15 protein-coding genes and 1 pseudogene are annotated in these 18,232 nt (G+C 44.8%); 2 read left to right on the top strand and 14 right to left on the bottom strand.

Translation table 11 applies throughout. From position 1 onward, the window contains the following. Window positions 1-12 precede the first annotated feature (12 nt). From J2Z65_RS17255 to J2Z65_RS17275, 5 genes are all read right to left on the bottom strand, one after another. Entirely contained in the window at window positions 13-834 is an 822-nt protein-coding gene (locus J2Z65_RS17255) for a sugar phosphate isomerase/epimerase family protein (protein WP_167060186.1), read from the bottom strand. Window positions 835-858: 24 nt separating this feature from the next. After that, the gene (locus tag J2Z65_RS17260) at window positions 859-2,181 is read right to left on the bottom strand and encodes an ABC transporter substrate-binding protein (protein WP_167060189.1); all 1,323 of its coding nucleotides are present in this window, start codon (window positions 2,179-2,181) and stop codon (window positions 859-861) included. Window positions 2,182-2,305: 124 nt separating this feature from the next. Beyond that, a complete protein-coding gene (locus J2Z65_RS17265; RefSeq protein WP_167060192.1) occupies window positions 2,306-3,154 on the bottom strand; it encodes a carbohydrate ABC transporter permease in 849 nt (282 codons plus the stop codon). Then, window positions 3,155-4,093, bottom strand: coding sequence for a carbohydrate ABC transporter permease (locus tag J2Z65_RS17270; protein WP_167060195.1), 939 nt, complete (start codon window positions 4,091-4,093; stop codon window positions 3,155-3,157). 190 nt (window positions 4,094-4,283) lie between these two features. Next, the gene (locus J2Z65_RS17275) at window positions 4,284-5,261 is read right to left on the bottom strand and encodes an aldo/keto reductase (RefSeq protein ID WP_167060198.1); all 978 of its coding nucleotides are present in this window, start codon (window positions 5,259-5,261) and stop codon (window positions 4,284-4,286) included. 315 nt (window positions 5,262-5,576) lie between these two features. Here J2Z65_RS17275 and J2Z65_RS17280 point away from each other — a divergent pair, with 315 nt between their 5' ends. Then, window positions 5,577-6,074, top strand: a complete 498-nt coding sequence (locus J2Z65_RS17280; RefSeq protein ID WP_167060201.1) for a C40 family peptidase — start codon at window positions 5,577-5,579, stop codon at window positions 6,072-6,074. A gap of 288 nt (window positions 6,075-6,362) precedes the next feature. Here J2Z65_RS17280 and J2Z65_RS17285 read toward each other — a convergent pair whose 3' ends face one another. The 5 genes and pseudogenes from J2Z65_RS17285 to J2Z65_RS17300 form a co-directional block, all read right to left on the bottom strand. Continuing rightward, window positions 6,363-6,998: an FMN-dependent NADH-azoreductase gene (locus tag J2Z65_RS17285; RefSeq protein ID WP_167060204.1), complete on the bottom strand. Its 636-nt coding sequence runs from the start codon at window positions 6,996-6,998 to the stop codon at window positions 6,363-6,365. A gap of 217 nt (window positions 6,999-7,215) precedes the next feature. Beyond that, the gene (locus J2Z65_RS36130) at window positions 7,216-8,664 is read right to left on the bottom strand and encodes a 3-keto-alpha-glucoside-1,2-lyase-like domain-containing protein (RefSeq protein ID WP_420850826.1); all 1,449 of its coding nucleotides are present in this window, start codon (window positions 8,662-8,664) and stop codon (window positions 7,216-7,218) included. 1,065 nt (window positions 8,665-9,729) lie between these two features. Continuing rightward, a pseudogene (locus J2Z65_RS36135) lies at window positions 9,730-11,442 on the bottom strand (PA14 domain-containing protein); the annotation flags it as partial. Window positions 11,443-11,769: 327 nt separating this feature from the next. After that, window positions 11,770-12,414, bottom strand: coding sequence for a peroxiredoxin-like family protein (locus J2Z65_RS17295; RefSeq protein ID WP_167060209.1), 645 nt, complete (start codon window positions 12,412-12,414; stop codon window positions 11,770-11,772). Beyond that, on the bottom strand, window positions 12,404-13,639 hold the full coding sequence (locus J2Z65_RS17300; protein ID WP_167060212.1) for an MFS transporter: 1,236 nt from the start codon (window positions 13,637-13,639) through the stop codon (window positions 12,404-12,406). The genes J2Z65_RS17295 and J2Z65_RS17300 overlap by 11 nt, the downstream gene beginning before the upstream one ends. Window positions 13,640-13,789: 150 nt before the next feature. On the opposite strand from J2Z65_RS17300, the gene J2Z65_RS17305 reads away from it, so the two are divergent. Beyond that, window positions 13,790-14,383 (top strand): TetR/AcrR family transcriptional regulator, encoded by a 594-nt coding sequence (locus J2Z65_RS17305; RefSeq protein ID WP_167060214.1) that lies wholly within the window; start codon window positions 13,790-13,792, stop codon window positions 14,381-14,383. Between the two features lie 75 nt (window positions 14,384-14,458). Here the strand turns inward: J2Z65_RS17305 and J2Z65_RS17310 are convergent, their stop codons facing one another. From J2Z65_RS17310 to J2Z65_RS17325, 4 genes are all read right to left on the bottom strand, one after another. Continuing rightward, the gene (locus tag J2Z65_RS17310) at window positions 14,459-15,409 is read right to left on the bottom strand and encodes an aminopeptidase (protein WP_167060217.1); all 951 of its coding nucleotides are present in this window, start codon (window positions 15,407-15,409) and stop codon (window positions 14,459-14,461) included. 19 nt (window positions 15,410-15,428) lie between these two features. Further along, a complete protein-coding gene (locus J2Z65_RS17315) occupies window positions 15,429-16,100 on the bottom strand; it encodes an AroM family protein (RefSeq protein ID WP_167060220.1) in 672 nt (223 codons plus the stop codon). Window positions 16,101-16,181: 81 nt separating this feature from the next. Beyond that, entirely contained in the window at window positions 16,182-17,126 is a 945-nt protein-coding gene (locus tag J2Z65_RS17320; protein WP_167060223.1) for a DUF1177 domain-containing protein, read from the bottom strand. 36 nt (window positions 17,127-17,162) lie between these two features. After that, the gene (locus tag J2Z65_RS17325; RefSeq protein ID WP_167060226.1) at window positions 17,163-18,224 is read right to left on the bottom strand and encodes an S-methyl thiohydantoin desulfurase family protein; all 1,062 of its coding nucleotides are present in this window, start codon (window positions 18,222-18,224) and stop codon (window positions 17,163-17,165) included. Window positions 18,225-18,232 lie beyond the last annotated feature (8 nt).

Consider the following 18,232-nt stretch of genomic DNA (forward strand, 5'->3'; position numbering starts at 1 on the left):
CGCCTTTCGATATTAGTTCCAAGCCATTTCCTCTGCGTTCAGCAGCTTTTTAAGCGCTCTCACAGCGTGTACATATTGCCCCGGACCATCTTTCTCTGGCAAATACTTCTGTAAATGCGGTTCGATCGAAAGATAACCGGAAAAGTTGGATTCCTTCAAATGCTTGATGAAAGAAACGAACTCGCCGTCACCGTCACCAGCCGGAACAAACATGGACTTCTCAATCGAAGCATCCTTCACGTGTACATATTCCAAGAATGAAACCAACTTAGGTAATGCTTCTGAAACCGGTTTCACACCATTCATAACAAAATTTCCTGGGTCAAAAGCGAGACGTAAGCGCGGACTATTGCAGGATGCAAGCAAATCCAAGCATCGGTCATCGATGTCACCGTATACCTTGCTTTCATTTTCCAATAAAAGCGTTACTTGGTATTTGTCTGCAACTTCAATCAATTGCTTCATGCGTGAGAGCACTTCTTCTCTATATTTCCCTGCTTCTTCTCCCTCGGGAATAAAGTAGGAGAAGATCCGAATGTAGGGCGCATTCAAATAATTGGCAATTTCTGAAGCTCGCGTTATATTGGCAATTTCAGCCGAGAAGTCATCTCGAATCCCATATTTACCAATCGGCGATCCAATGGAAGAGATTTTAAATCCGCGTGAATCCAGCAAGCCTTTAACTTTTGCTAATTCATCATCGGTCAACTTGAGTACATTTTTCCCATATACTCCTCGTAACTCAATGTGGGAAAGTCCTTCCGATTCCAAAACACTCATTTGTACTTCTAAATCCGGTGAAATTTCATCTGCAAATCCAGTGATCGTGATCATGGTTGAACACTCCTTTATTCTCGTTTATTTTTCATACTCAGCGGATTTTTTCTTCAACTCGTCAAATCCTTGCTCAATCTTCATTTTCCCGAACATGATTGATTCTGTAATCGCTTTATAATCCTTCGTATCAAAATTGTTCCATCCTTTTGCACCTGGATTAAACTGCTGTGCTCCTGGTGTTGCCTTGCCAATCATGTCAATGGTCAATTTATCGGCGCTGCTGAATTTAGGCTGCAATTGTGCAAGAATCTTACTGGAAACCGGCACTCCGCGAGTTGTACCCGAAATTTCGCCCGCTTCTGGACTGTTAATAAACCAGTCAATAAACTTTTTGGCTTCTTCCTTATTCTGCGAATCTTGGCTGACACTAAAGAAGAATGTAGCCTTCAACCATCCTCCGCCCTGCTTGTCCTTCGGCATGGCGTATACGCCGATACTGCCAGGCTTTAAGCTATCCCAAGATGAAGCTTGTGCAGCGTGAGCCGCTTTGAAAATGATTTTGCCAGTCAGCATAAGGTCTTGCTTCGGATCCAAATCAACATCGCTAACAGATACATCTGGCGGAGGCGTAATGCCGGCATTTCGGAAATCTTCTGCCATCTTCATCCATTCCAACCAAGTGTCCTTATCGAAATTGAACTTTCCATCCGGTGTAACTGGGTATCCTTTTCCTTTACTTAACTGGTAGGAGGTATACATGTCACGGTTTCTAGCGAAATCCCCGATGACATAATGATCCTTGTCCAATTTGCCCTTGATGTCTTTGGACAGTTTAAAGAAGTCATCCCACGTAATGCCGTCTGGCGGAAGCTGAATCCCGAGCTTGTCCAACGAGCCTTTGTCATAAATAAGTCCCCAGGCATTGCCGCCAAGCGGAACCGCTGTTTGCTTATCTTTATACTTTCCTGCTTCTACGAGCTTAGGATCCACATCTTTCTCGTTGACACTGCTGATATCCGCCAATTGTCCTCTTGCGTTCCAATCAGCCAGCCATGCAGCGTCCATTTGGATAATGTCGGGAGCATTTTTGGCTGCAGCTTGCGTAGTCAGCTTGTCGATGTAACCATCAAAGCCAGAATACTCAGGTTCAAAAGTAACATTCGGATTATTCTTGGTATAAAGGTCTAGAATTTTTAACGTCGCATCATGACGTGGTTGTGATCCCCACCACATAATACGCAGCTTAACGGGTTTATTACTTGTGGTTGTGGCATTCGTTGTGCTGCTTGGGCTGTTTTTCTCGGCTGCTTTTGGCGTTGAATCCGCTGCACCGCATCCTACTAACGATAATCCGATTGCTGTCGTTAACATGGCAACTGTCAGTTTTCTTTTCATTGTAGCCATCTGTCATAACCCCTTCGTAAATTAGTAGTTTGTATATTTCAATCCTTACTAACTATAACGCTAGCAAGTAGGAAAGCCTATGATAGTACCCAACGATTTGTTTCAAAATTCTCCTAGGAATTGTTCAGCCTTTAATCCCTGTTGTGGCAATTCCTTCGACGAAATATTTTTGCGCCACGCTAAAAATGATGACTGAAGGTACAATTGAAATGAGTCCCATTGCCAAAAGCTGTCCCCACTGCTGAGCGGATTGCGAATCATTGAGCATTCTTAAGGCCAATCCTACTGTATACTTTTCAACAGAGTTAATGTACAGCAAATGGCCGAAAAAGTCGTCCCAATTCCATAAGAAACAATAGATAACTACCGTAAGAAGTGCAGGTTTCGTGAGCGGCATGACGATGCGCCAGTAAATTCCGAACCAGCTGCAGCCATCCATTTTAGCCGATTCATCCAATTCGCGAGGAATGCCACGAATGAACTGTACCAGCAAGAATACGAAGAAGCTCCCTCCTGCGCCTCCTGCCAAGGAATGCGGCACGATGAAAGGCAAGTACGTATTGACCCAGCCCAGATGATGAAACAGCGAATACTGCGGAATGATCGTTACTTGGCCAGGCAGCATCAAGGTCAGCATCAAGATCGCGAACCAGAAGTTTCTCAGCCGGAACTGCAACCGCGCAAATCCGAAGGCAACCAAGCTGCAGGAGATGACCGTAGTGAACAAAAGTCCTGCCATCAATTCAAAGTTATTGATATAGAAATCAGTAAATGAATGTCCCGGAATTGCGTTCCAGCCCTTCGTGAAATTGCTCCACAGGGGGTGATCCGGGAACAAGCCAGGCTTACTCAACTCTTGATTGGATTTTAATGATGCGCCTATCCACCAAACAACCGGGTAAATCATAACAACGCTCAGACAAGCAAGGATCGCATGGGTCACTACATTTTTTCGCAGAAACAAACCAGTCATTTACTTGTCCCCCTTCTCAGACTCATAGAACACCCAGTATTTGGATGATAGAAAAATGATCGAAGTTGAAGCTGCGATAATGATTAACATAATCCATGCAAGGCTGGAGGCATATCCCATTTGCAATTGACTGAAAGCGCGTTCATATAAGTATAAGGCATACACATAGGTAGAATTCATAGGACCGCCCTGCGTAATGATCATAGCCGGCGTAAACATTTGGAAAGCTCCAATGATCCCCATTACGATGTTAAAATAGATCGTAGGTGAAAGCATCGGCAAGGTGATGTTAAAAAACTGCGTGATCTTACCCGCGCCATCCGCCGAGGATGCTTCGTAAAGATCTTGCGGAATTTGTTTCAGTCCCGCCAAAAAGATGACCATCGCCGAACCAAATTGCCACACAACTAGTAAAACCAATGTTCCCAATGCTGTATTTGGATTGTTGATCCAGCCTATGCCATGAATACCGACTAGCTCAAGGATCTGGTTGATATATCCTTCTCTTCCAAAAATATTTTTCCATAAAAGAGAAACAGCAATGCTTCCTCCGATTAGAGATGGAAAGTAAATCATTGTCCGGTAAATCGACATCCCTCTAATACTTTTAGCGAGCAGCATGGCAATAAATAAGGCGGCAATCAGCCTTAAAGGAACTGACCCAAGTACATAGAGGAAAGTAACTTTGACCGACTGATAGAATCTAGTATCTACCGTAAAAATTTTCTCGTAATTCCTTGTCCCTACCCAATTCGCTTCTTCAAGCAGCGAAAAGTCGGTAAACGAGTAATAAAGCGATTGAACCATCGGATAAAGCGTTAACAATAAGAAGCCAATTAACCACGGAGAAATAAATAAATGTCCGGTAATAAAGCCTTCCCATCGTTTTAATTTAGAAATCCGACGTTTGGGTGTTGAGGTTACAATTGTTGCTTCCATCTAGCTCACCTCGTTGCGTTTTTTATTTATTATAAAAACAAACGATAGGCATTGCTATAATAGTAGACTCCAATTTCTTTCAATTTACTCAGAAAAGTAATTCAATCGAAGCGAAGCATTTAACTAATCAACATAAAGCAGCGGCAGTTGAAGGACGTGAACATACGTCGTTAACTGCCGCTGCTTCTTTTTAAACGCCTTGGATGGCGCTGCGAATGAAGGCTACATCTTCTGCATGAAGCGGATTGCCTGCTCCCCTTGCATTGGACTCCACCTGTTTATCGTTTTTAAATCCTGGAATCACGCAAGCGTTCGGAGATTGCGCAAGTGCGAATTGAATCGCTACGCGCACCAAATCTTGAACTTCCATGCCAAACCGTTCTTTGATTGGTACAAGGCGTCGACGTATTTCAAGCAATCGCTCCTTAGTAAAGCCTGAATTGGATGCCCTTACATCGCCTTCGCCAAACGTTGGCGGGTTCTCGGGATCAAACTTATCGAGCAGCAAGCCCTGTGAAAGCGGTCCAAATAAGACGATGCCCATATTCTCTTTATCCGCCCATTGAAACAAATTGGTGTCCGGCTGATCAAACTGATTGCCGAAGGCATTATAGTGGAACTGAAGCACGTCTGGTCGCGTAACCGGACATACCCTCATAAAGTCACCGTAGCTATAACCTGATTGACCGATGACCCGCACTTTGCCTTCCTTTTGCAACTGGCGCATCGTATCGGCTGCTTCCTCCAAATATAGATCGCCAGGTCCGAAATTTGTATTATGAAAATAATGAAGATCCAAATAATCTGTGCCTAAATTCATCAAAGACTGCTCTAACTGATGACGAATATGAATCGGTTGCATCGCATTTGGAGCCGTCCCGCGGAACCAGCCGACTTTAGAAGCTATAATGACTTTATCGCGTGGCACCTCTTTTAGAAATCTTCCGATAACGCGTTCCGAATGGCCATCTCCATAGACATCTGCGGTGTCGAAATGATTGATACCCAACTCATATGCTCGTTTTAATCCAGCCAGGGATTCGTTGTCGTCATTTCCTGACCACCCTACTGCTTCCCCATCACGCCATGAAGGTCCGCCGATCGCCCAACAACCTAAACTCACTTCACTTACCTGTAAACCTGAACGACCTAGAACACGATATTCCACACGATCTACTCCTTTTGTGTTCAAATTAACAGACTCAAAAGAAAATATATCTAAAAAACGGACGGTGTGGAAGTACGCACATTATATTTACCTACTACCCTTTATGTAACTATCCGACTGCAAAATTAGCTTCAAAATAGCCTTATTGGCTGTCAAGTAAAATTTTTAAAGAATATTCTCATCGTTTTCTAATAAAGAGGGCTGGCCCCTTACCAGCTAACGCTTTCGTCCACCTTTAGTAAATTATAGGTGACTTCAGGTCTGTTATACTAGGCTCAGCAAGGAAATAGCCGCAAAAATATGAGGAGGGTAACTATGAAATTACAACATAAATGGAGCAAGCGCCTAGCCGTTATGACTATTGGAGCAACGATCGCGATATCAGGAGGAGTAATCAGTAGTCCACAGCCTACTCAAGCTGCTACGGTATCGACATCTGCCAAAGCAGATAACATTATCTCATTAGGTAAAAAATATATGGGCACACCTTATAAATTTGGTTCTAAAGTTGGACAAACACGTACTTTCGACTGCTCGACATTAACGAAGTATATCTATGGTAAATACGGCATTACCTTGCCGCGGACAGCAGCCCAGCAATCAAAAGTAGGTAGTTATGTCTCTAAAAGCAACTTGAAAAAAGGCGATCTGGTATTCTTCTCCGTACCTGGCAGACCAGGAGTAGGTCATGTAGGCGTTTACCTTGGAAATAACAAAATGCTGAACACTTATGGTTCAGGCGGTGTGAAAATTACGACGCTTAACTCCTATTGGAATTCTCACTATATTACAGCGCGACGCGTAATTAAATAATCTTAAGGTAAGGACTGCTGATCTCTTAGGAGGTCAGCAGTTTTTTCTTTATGTTATTATGCACACATAGATGTAAACTAATGCTCTTCCCTTCATGGTTCAGTCATTTTACAAATAATGTATAATGACTGGGAAAGGGGGATCCCTCAGGAAATATTGTTCGAAGAAATGTGACATAATAGTAACGGTGCTTTTTACGTCTTACAGATTCCAATCATGGCCATAAATATTTCTAATAAGTAAAAAAAAAGAGCTGCATCACGCAGCTCTTTGGGATTTATAAGTTCATTAGAAACGTTTTGCAGCTTCTTTCGCATTTGCAATAGCATTCGCTTTGATTTCTGCCGCTTTGTCTGGCATAGCAGCCATACCTTCAACAAAGATACCTTCGAAGCTAGGTACACCATGGAATTGCATGATTTTTTTCAAGTAGCTGTGGCCAGTCTCGAAAGCTGCTGCTGGACCTTCCGAGTATACGCCGCCGGATGCTTGGATATGGATTGCCTTTTTATCAGTAAGCAAGCCAACTGGACCTTGTTCTGTATATTTGAACGTTTTGCCAGCTGCGCAAATGGCATCGATGTAAGCTTTCATCACTGGTGGGAACGAGAAGTTCCACATAGGAGAAACGTAAACATACTTGTCAGCAGCAACGTATTGACCAACGATCTCACCAAGACGGCCAACTTTAGCTTGCTCATCTGCTGTTAATGTGCTGAAATCGGCGCCGGATTGCAGTTTTCCCCAACCGCTGAATACATCGGCATCAATTTGTGGAATGTTCTGTTTGAATAAATCAAGATGGATAACTTCGTCACCAGGATTTGCTTCGCGGTATGCTTCAACAAATTCTTTACCTACAGCTAGACTATAGGAAGATTGGTGATCATTTGGATTTGCAGTAATATAAAGTACAGTTGCCATGCTTCTCACTCTCACATTCTGTAATTTTTTTTATTACAATTTTCAGTACACTGTTTATTATAACTTATTTTTAATAAGTTGCAAGCTAAAAGTAATTTATCTACTTTTCAGATAATTATAAACCATTAGTAAGTGCAATTCACCCTGCCTACTTCCCTACTTTTCGTTATAAAAAAAAGGAATCACGCTAGTATAGCCGTGATTCCATCCACTCCACTTACTTATTTAGAACCATTTGCGCCATTTGCGCAAGATCTACAATATCAACCTTACCATCGCCATTCAAATCAGCTGATCTTGCAACGTTCCAATCCGGACTGCTTCTGTCCTTGCCGTAATGACTGGCAACCATCGCTAGATCTCCAATCGAGAATTTACCGTCGTTGTTCAAGTCGCCATTTGAGACGTTGCCCGTAATATGAACTGCGAACTCAGTGGCTACAGCTTCTGACTCCACGCCTCCTTCATCCGCGATAACTGCTTTGTTCACTGCGATTCTGCCTGAAGTATCCGGAGACCCTATCGCTTTAAATGCAATGTTAACGAAAGGTATCTCCTGCTTGCTTTGAAGATCTTTGCCGATGTTGGCAAGTACCATGCGAATGCTGCCTTTGTGATCATCGACATATTGAACAATAACAATTCCTTCTGTAGCCGAGCTAATATTTTGAAGTTCAAACATGTCAGCTGGATAGTTCAACGTAGTGTCAGAAGCATACACAGACCCTGTTACATTCGACACGCCTAGCTTTACTGTAAAAGTCGAACCTTCTGTTACACTGCTTGCTCCATCCAGTGTCGTGTTAGCGCTTAGTTTCGCTTGCCCGCTAATCATAATGATCTTGGTTCCCACTACTTCGGAATTATCTTTAGCCGTTGCTTTTACAGTAACTGTACCATCGCTTACAGCTGTCAACAGTCCCGATTCATTCATTGTTGCACGACCGGTACCATTTTCTACCATCCAGGTGACATCCGGATTCGTCGCATCTGAAGGAGATACCTCGGCTGTTAATTGAAGTGTGCCTCCAAGGGTCGTGATCTCCGAATCGCCATGAATGACAATACTTTCAACGGGTATATCCGCATCTTCCATTTCTGTCACACGGATATTATCGAATGTTGCATTAGCCTTATATGTGCGAAGTCCGATAGCACCTTCTGTAAAGGTACTGTCAACAACGCTATCCACGAGTGTGTCATTGACATAAACATCAATATTGGGTCCCTTTGCCACTACTTTCAGCCGATAAACGGTATCTACTTTGATCGGAGGGGCAACATTGTTAGCCAGCTCGGTCCAATTGTTATCTAATCTGCCTAATTGAACTCGTCCAGCCAACGTAATACCTGCATAATACCCCTGCAAGTTATCCGTTCCAACAGTTGGATTATGAACTCTGAATATAACCCCGGCATTAGCTAAATTGGGGCTTGCACTCATTGAAATATCCGTTTCATAAGTGAAGTCTTGGAAATTAGTCTCATTAGCAACAGCTTTGAATCCTTCTCCGCTCTGCACCGTGTAAGCACCACTAGCAGCGCTCCACTCGCCACCATAAGTGGTCCAACCATTTGCGTTCAAATCATCAAACTTATCGATGAACGGCAAAGGATTGTTAGCTTTGGCACTAAATTGCTTGACCGCATCATTCAAAGCAGCCATCGCTTCCTTAATGCCATCCGTGGTCGTTTGCGCGTTGTCATAGACAGCCTGGGCACTTGCGATTGCCGCAGTGAATCTATCGATGACTTGCTGTTTATACTGTCCTGGACCATCTCCAACTGTTGCATGATCGCGAATTTGCGCAGCAGCATGAATGTTATTCAATAGATCGGATTTATTAGTATTCCCGATTAACTCCCTATGCGCTGCGGCAACGCGAACAAAGTCAACTTTTTCCACTTTGCGGTCATAACTTAATAATCCATTGATTTCGTACTCGACATCCGAGATTTGCGTGTAAACCGCCGCACTAAGTCCAGGTTTATCCTTCAATTTCTTTAGCGTATTAATATAACTAATATACTTGTCCGTTAACTCTTCCTTGCTGTTCATTAATAGCTCAGCATAGACGATTAAGGGGCTGAATTCATGTCCTGGCACGCGAAGACCTAAGCCCCCGTATTCACCAAGTGTTGCTGCCCGATATTCCGAAGGGGTTGGAGAATCCGGTGCAGGATACTTGTGCCAATCCAAGAAATGACCTGCTTTCGATTCATTTTCTCCGCCACCCGCATCATACCATCCAGTGACACCGTTAATGAGACGGGTCGGATCCGCTTTTAACGCATGTGCGATAGCCTCCCTCGTATAATTTCCGCCATTGTCGAATTGCCCCCATCCTTCGTTAAACACAATATAGACGATAATGGAGGGTGAATTCTGTAATTGCTTGATCATTTCATCGAATTCTTTGTAATATTGCGGTTGAGCTGAAACATCTCTGCTTGTTCCACTTGGCATGTCCTGCCAAACGAGCAGTCCAAGTTTATCTGCCCAGTAATACCAACGAGCCGGCTCAATCTTGATATGCTTTCGGATCATGTTCATATCCATACGCTTTTCAGCTTCAATATCATATTTCAATGCTGCATCTGTAGGCGCTGTATAGAGGCCATCTGGCCAGTATCCCTGATCCAAAGTCCCCATCTGAAACACGAATTTACCGTTCAGCAAAGGCCGCTGGATACCGTCGACTTTCCCCAGTTTTACCTCTCTCATACCGAAGTAACTGTTAATTTTATCGACAATCGTTCCACCGTCTTTTAATGATACTTTAAGATCATAGAGGAACGGATCATCCGGCGTCCACCATCTTGCATTCGGTACAGGAAGCAGCAATTGCGTTCCAGCACTTCCGCTAATGCGGCCTACTTCTACACCATTCTTTAGAGCTACGGCTTCTACGGTTTTACCTGCTCCATTTACAGAATCTACGGTTAGCTTCAATTGACCATTCCAAATATCTGGCACCATATCCATCCGCTCAATGCTTGCTGCAGCGACTGGCTCGAGCCACACCGTTTGCCAGATACCGGACACTGACGTATACCAAATGCCTCCCGGTTGCACGACCGTTTGCTTACCTTTGATTTGATCTCCTTGAGTATCCGTATAATCGAGTACATGAACGATCAATTCGTTCTCGCCAGGCTTTAACTGATCTGTAATATCAAAGCTAAATGCGGTGTATCCGCCTTTATGGCTTCCAACCTTTGTTCCGTTCACATACACGTCTGTCTCATAATCAACTGCGCCAAAATTCAATTTCACATGTTGTCCATTCCAATTTTGCGGCACCGTGAAGCTTCGCTTATACCACATCAACTGTTCCTGACGTTGTATGCCCGATAGTTTAGATTCCACCGCAAACGGCACCGTAATGTTCTCTTTAAGCGTTTGGCCGGTTGGAAGCGCATCCCCCTGCTTGGCAGGCTGGAATTCCCACTTTCCATTCAGATTTAGCCATTGATCACGAACCATCTGTGGTCTTGGGTAATCCGGCAGAGGATTGTTCTCATCTACATCGTTTGCCCATGGAGTTTCTATTTGATAGGTGGAATAGTTCTTTACCGCTAGATAGAAATCTTTCACCGGCTTGCTGCTTGCAGCGTACACAAGGGCACCGCCGCCTGTATATCCTATATTTGCCATAGGGGCATCTTGGCGATACATCGGATAATCGAACTCGATTTGTATCGTCTTCGGATCACCTGATTTCAATGCCGCCGATTTAATGGGCCAATCCTTCCCTAACACATTGGCGGAGAGCTGCTCCCTTGCGTTGCTGCCCAGCTCTGCTAATGCCTCCGCAAATGTAAATTCAGCACGCAGACCGTCGGGCAAAACCGAACCAGATACAGGCCCGTTATTCTCAAAGTCAACAGGTAACGTGAAAGCTTCCGCTGGCACGATTTGCTTCGGTACGCTTTGGCTCCCCCATCGTAAAAACAAGTTAGATCCGCCATCATTCTCGAAATATTCAACCTTTATGTCATATTTGTGCCCTGCTGTCAATGAAATCGGGCTGCTCGTTTGTTCCTTATCCCAATCAGCAACCCAATGATCGATGACTAGTTTGTTGTCAAGCCACAGTCTAAAACCGTTATCTCCTGTCATCCAGAACGTATAATTTTCGGAGAATTCCGGTGTGATCTGTCCCGTCCATCTCACATTCACATGGTTGTTTTGACCAACCAGCGTCATGAAAGCGCCTTCCAATGAACTAAAGTTAATATACGGATCAACGATCGTCGTAACTAAGTCTTCAAACCTAAACTCATTGGGACCCGAGTTCTTGTAATACTCCGCTTTCAATCCATAATTAGTCCCGTTAGGTGCGGATTCTGCGGCATGGCCGATGGATAGGTTATAAGGAAGAATGAGGCAGACAAGCATAGAAAAGATAAGTAATTGCACAAACTTTTTGGTCATTTTCATTTGTATAATTCTCCTCTTTTAATTACTGGCGGATTTGCACCCCGGTCAAGGTTATCCGCAGGCTGACATGTTCATGCAACAATCGAACAGCTTTTGGTTATTTTTCTAGAAGAACCTCCCTCCGTACCTAAAATGAAATTGCTCTCGAATTGCTATAATAGTGAGTGCATAACAAGCATATATGTCCATCTATCCTTTTGTATTTATAATTATCAGGCATTTTATGTTATTTTTTGCCAATATATTTAAGGAACAGAGAATTTTCATTCATGTAAAAAAAATAGCAGCGTCAAGGTTTATAACCTCTGACCCACTGCTATTTTTCACTTAAAGTTTTTTTAGTTGTTCAATGATGACTTGAGGCTCCAACCGCTTCATGAAGTCCGGGTCGACGTGGGCATAGCGGATTAACCCCTCCTTATCGATCAGATACGTCGCCGGAACCGGCAGTACCCAGCGATCGCTTTTATTGAAGGCGGTAAGATTCAGCCCAAGCTTGTTCTGAAACGTATTTTGAAGATAGCCGGGCAATTCAAACAAAATTTGATATCTTTCCGCCACATAGCCATTCAGATCGCTCAGCACCTGAAAAGCCAGATTTTCTTTCTCCTTCTGGGAAAGCGATTTATCAGGCCTTTGCGGAGTAACGGCAATCAACTGGGCACCATCATTCTGAATCTCCGACAATACTTGCTGGTATGCCCGAAGTTGGACATTGCAAAACGGGCACCAGCTGCCACGGTAGAAGATCAGAATAACTGGACTTTTGGCAAGCTCGTCGTACAGGGTTACTTGCTTCCCGAGGGAATTCATTAACGAAAAGTTCGGAGCTTTATCGCCTGCATTCAAACCAACAATGATACCCGATTGCTGCTGATCCTTTATACATTGAAAAATTTCCGTCTGTACTTCTGCGGGAATGTTAGAAATAAAAGCAGCTTTTGTTTGATCCAGCTGTTCTTTAAGCGACATGGTACAGTTCTCCTTTGCGAATTGAATGATGCTGCTTGAGAATCAAATAACCCACTGCTGCAATTACACAGAGTACCGCATCAATGCCAATTAAGATTTGATAATTATCAAAGGCTTCATAGGCAATCCCTCCTACCAACGCACCTAATATGCCGCCATCTTGATGAAAAAGCATTAAATTCCCGATTAACCTTCCCTTTTTGTTCGAAAACTCATTAGCAATTAACATGCCTCCCGGAACTGCGCCCAAATACGTCAAACCGAAGGTAATGGCAAATACGATGGGAGACCAAGAGGTATGCAAAAGCAGAATCATAAAACTCAGTACACGAATCCCATACAACAGCGTCATTGCCAACCGCTTATTCATGACATCCATTAATATACCGAAACCAAGAGAACCTATGATTTCCATAGCGCCTAAAATACCCATCGAAAAAGCGATCATCCCAGATGTAACTTCAGCTTGTTGATGAATCGCTACCAAATTCATTTCCACAGTCCCCATATTGATTCCACAAGTAAAAAGTGCAAAAGCAACGATAAGTAGAGGGTAATTGAATGGTCTCCGATTAGATGGTATAGACTGATTATGATCCTCTATAGGCGTATCGATAGAATCGGATTTCGAGTTCACCACGCCACCCTTTTCAGGTTGACGTATGATGAACAAAATGAGCGGTACGGTTAATACCAATCCCAAAAAAGCCGATGCTAGAAATGCGTATTCCCATGTTAAGTTACGATTTGAAAGGAATAGCGGGGTACAAACAGCTAGACCGACTGAGGATGCACTGCTCAAAATGCCTGCCGCTTTCGCTTTGTGGCGACCAAACCAGCTAAAGAGCAGCACGTAAGCCGTTGAGGCTCCTAGACCGGCCAATCCGGATAAGAGACCGTAACCTATAAAGAAGAATATCGGATTGTGACCCATATACACGAAACCAGTGCCGGAAATGCTGAGCAAAGTAGCTATCAACATCACCTTCTTTGGTCCATAACGGTCGACAAGCCTGCCTCCGACCGGAGCACAAAGTGCAGCGATGAATAGATTGGTCGACCAAGCTACCGAGATAAATCCTCGACTAACGTGCAAATCCGCTGACATCTGGACCTGATAAGAAGCCATTATGAAACGGGAAATTGCTCCAATAAACCCGATCACCCATAAAGCTGCAAGTCCGATCCATGCATAGTGACGTACATACCACCGCTCTTGTTTCATCCCCATCCCGCCTTTATTTGAATTTCATTTCAATTTATAAAAGATACCGTTTGGTATCTTTTATTGTAGCACACATCCAGTAAATGGCAATGGCTCGCATGTAAAATTTGTTATAATGATGAAAAGGAAAATGATTCGAACGGAGGGCTCATGAAAAAAGGAGATAAAACACGGGAGCACATCATCATGAAATCTGCTGAACTTTTTAACCAGCAAGGTTATGCCGGTTCATCGTTAAACGATATTATTGCCGCCACCGGCATCAAGAAAGGCGGCATTTATCGCCATTTTAGCAGTAAAGACGAAATTGCCCTTGAGGCTTATAATTATGCTGCAAGTATAGTTGGAGGCAAGTTTTCCGAAGCCATCGGGAAAGAGGAGTCAGCAGCAGATCAATTGCTCGCATTTTTCCGCGTCTATGAGGATGTTGTCGATAATCCGCCGTTCATTGGCGGGTGCCCCTTGCAGAACACAGCTGTAGAGAGTGACGACACTCACCCTGCTATGCGACAAAGAGCCCAACGAGGCTTATATAGTACAATAGACACGATGAAAAGTATTATTTCTGAAGGTATCCGCAAGGGTGAATTCAAGGATAGTCTGGATGTGGACGCATTAGCCTCATTTGCCTTCTCATTATTGGAAGGCGGGATTATGTTGAGCAAGCTTGAAGGTAGCAATAGGCACATGCAAATGAATATTGCGAGCTTCTCTTGCTATCTGCAGCAATGTTGCTATGAATAAATAAAAGAGCCAGCAAACATGCCGTTTGTTGGCTCTAAAACAACTTATTTTATCTACTCCGCACTATGCCGCGATTTATAGGAGCAACCGCCCTTTTTCCATGATTAAGCTGTCATCCAAATAAACATCAATTCCGCTGACCACACAGTCAATATGAACGCCTGCCGCAATAGTCCCACCAAATGTGTTGTTGCTGCCGAAGGCCACATGAATGGTCCCGTACACTTTCTCATCCTCTAGAATAACCCCGGTAATTCTGGCTTTATCGTTCGTCCCGATGCCGAACTCGCCAAGCAGCCTGCCGTCTCCATCCCCTAGCATCTGAAGCAGCTTTTCGCCCTCAGCACACCCTTCTGCTCTCACCAATCGACCTTGCTCCAAGGTTAGCAATAGCGGCGAGTCCAGCGCTCCGATACCGGCTACAGAACCATTCACGAGTATTTGGCCTGATGCGCTGCCTTCAACCGGCGCAATATAGCCCTCACCGGACGGCAAGTTTCCGGATTCTCCGGGATTCAAGTACATTCCCGTACTTGGGACGCCATTGCGCCCTTCTAGGGAGAACGATAACGAGTATCCGTCCTTTTCGATACGCACGTGCTTAGCCTGCGTCAACAAACCGGTTACCTTCTCCGTCAACGCCTTTACCTTCGTATAGTCGGCAGCTATGGCACCTTCAAGGAACATATCCTCCGTAATTCCTGGCATGGTCGCCAATCTTGCGCCTGAAGCGACAGCCTGCTTGCGGGCTTGCGTGTGCGTGAGCGAATGTTGGGTTATGCACACAACAACCTGGGAACTCGCCATGGCTGTTGCAACAGCCGCAGGCGGTTCTTCACCAGATTTGCTTCGCTCTTTCATGACCATTAGCACTGCTTCTGCGCCTAGGCTTTTGCCTGCTTCGTAAAGCGACTCCGCAAGCTCTTTCTTCACATCGTCCGATACGACAAGGAATGTTTCATTTTCGCGAAGCCCTAGACAGTTTTGGAGCACATTCTTGCTAATTTCCGTTAATTGCGAATTCATGATTAACCATCCTTTTCATTCAGATCATTTCAGATACGATTTTGGCCATAATCGCGTTGGATAAAATGACCGGAAGCCCCGATGCCTCAGCAACCAGCAATCTTGCTTGTTCCGTATATCCCATACAATCAAGCAGTATGATATCGACTTTGTCTTTCAGTTCAATAGCCGCTTGCTTGAAATGTTCTTCATCGAAGCGATAGGGAGAGGCCACAGCAAATACAGGTGCCAAACCAAATGGCGTATATTTGGGCTTTAAGTTCTCTTTTTGTTCAATTAATGGGACAATAACGCCAAAACGCCGATGTCCGACCATTGCTTTCACGGCAGGCGGGATGATGTGGTCAGGTTCGATCAAATATGACGTCGTCGTTTGAAGTCCCGGGAAGACGCCTGTACACAATAGAAGGATTTGCTTAATGCCGCTTTGCTCCAATTGAACGATTTTCTGCTGCAGGATGGGCTGGATTTTGGACCGAGACATCACAACCGACTCACCGCTCGTTAGCAAAGATGTTAGCACATAGTCATTTTCTTCCGGATATAAATGTCTTTCGATATGTTCCTTCGTCAAACCGTCCAACACGCCGACTTGGATCAATTCTGCACGTTCGTGCAAGTATTTTTCTAGAATCGGCGCTACATCCAAGCGAGGCGCCTGACCAATTGTAATCATTCCGAGCTTTTCCATCTAGAATTCCCTCCGCAGCATAAATAATGAGTGAAATTGGGTAAAAAAAAGGAGGAAGATGCCCTCCCTCCTTTAACTTGATTAACGTGCAGCCGTACCGCCGGACGTCTGCAATATCTTCATTGAACCGTACAGTTCAGTAATTCTAGCAAATTCAGCCTTATCATAAAATTCGCAGGTTCCGTTGGTCATTTCTTTCGCCACTTCGATCGAGAATCGAACAGCTGCTGCAATGTCGACTTCATGACTAGCGCCTGTCCCACACCCTGGAACGGCGGATTGCGCAGTAACCGCAACACCTACAACCGGAGCGTCGGTTGCTACAGCTGGTTGAAGAATAGAATTGATATGATAGAGATCATTGCCGTATGGCGTAATATCCTGCATCGTAATCGGGAATGTTACAGGTAATTGCCCCGTAGCCATTTCCATAATACGCAGCAAATCGTCGCTTACTCGCAAAATGTATCCTTCTTTAACAGTTGGTGAAATCGCAATACCCTTATGGTTGATGACACGATTCCCTTTGGTTGTATCAATGGAAAGAATCGCTTCCATCTCCGGAACGATCTCATGCTTATTCATCGTGCCGATATCGACCGGTGAATCCATGAAATCGACGGGCTCGTGCGGACGTGTCGGCGCATCCGGACAAATATGTGTCGTCACAATGACGTCGCCTTTCAATCGATCGCCTTTGGTCTGCATATCCGCCAGCTTCAGCGCGGCAGCAACTGCGGCAACCGCTCCATCCGCATCGGATACGATCCCGATCCGGCTTGGCCGGGCTCCAATCCCGCCTAGACGCCCAATAATCCCGAAAGTAGGCGTGTGGCCTCCCTTCGACTTGCCGTCTGTTCCGGGAACGACGATTTTAATGAAATCGGTGCTGCCTTTCTCGCCTAGCACTTTTTGAACAGTGACGGAAACCTCCGGATAGTCATTGAATAGTCCTTTTACTTGTTCTCCGGACACATAGCCGCTGTCTAAAATATCAAGCACAGTCATCGTTTGTTTAAGCGTCATGTTAAGTTTCCTCCATTGGTTAGCTTATTGATTGGATTAAAATAAATAGGGAATCACGGATTTATGAATGATTTCTTCAATCGGCTTCATTAATTTGGCATTGCTCATCGTGCTGCTGAGCAGCAGCTTTTCTTTGGGCACTGAAATTACGACGAGCTGCTGTCCTTTCTCCACTGCGGCTGTTACGACAGGTCTAGCTGTCTTGGCATCCAGCGTCATGATCAAATCAGGGAACGTGCCCAGACGCTGTCCATCCTGTTCGAGGGTCATGTATTCATTCCAGAAGGTCAACTCATACGCACCATCCAGCCAGACCGTACCTACATCGAAACCGCCGGTCGTTACTAAATTGAAATCTGTTACGGTGCCAGCAGTGACGACCTTGCCCCCGAGCTTCGTAACGACCGCGTCAATTGCCGCTTCACCACGGTATGACAGCAGCGCTTCTCCTACCTCGATCGCTTGAGTAATCGCGCCAGCCGCTCCATTCGCCCTTGCATAAGCTGCCGTTACAGGATTTCTAGCCACGGCGACCAGCCCGCCGGCTTCAACGGACGCTTTGCGTACCATGGTAGCGGCCTTTTCCAAAGAACCGGAGATATTCATCTCGACATATTGACTGCCTTGGCCGCCGATTGCCGTTTGATGAGACACATAACCGTCCACCTCGGATAAATTGAGCGATCCCATGGCGCCTGTCGGATGGGCACGTCCATTACATGCGAAATCCACAAGCGGAATCCCCGTAATCGCGGACTGAAACCAGCCGTTGACGGTCGTGCCAGCACCATTTTCATTCGTATGAATCGCCTTGATAGGACGATGCAATTTGTGCTTCAGAAGCTCAAGCGCTTTGGCATAGTGAATCGGCTTTAGAAATTTATCTTTGGCACCGGGCGCTCCAACAAGAGACACGGTGACCAATAAATCCTCATCGTCAAGCTCATTTATGTTCAGAAGCTCCGGATGTCCGATTTCGAAAGCCAGACGCCCGATTTGGAGGCCTTCTTCAATATGGCCGCCTCCGCCTCCGCCTAATACAGCGCCTCCATAAACCGCATATTCGACCATGCTTTCATCCAACTTTGTAATAGCCATTACGTATG

The sequence above is a fragment of the Paenibacillus aceris genome (assembly GCF_017874035.1).
In the GTDB taxonomy this organism is placed as follows: Bacteria; Bacillota; Bacilli; order Paenibacillales; family NBRC-103111; genus Paenibacillus_E; species Paenibacillus_E aceris.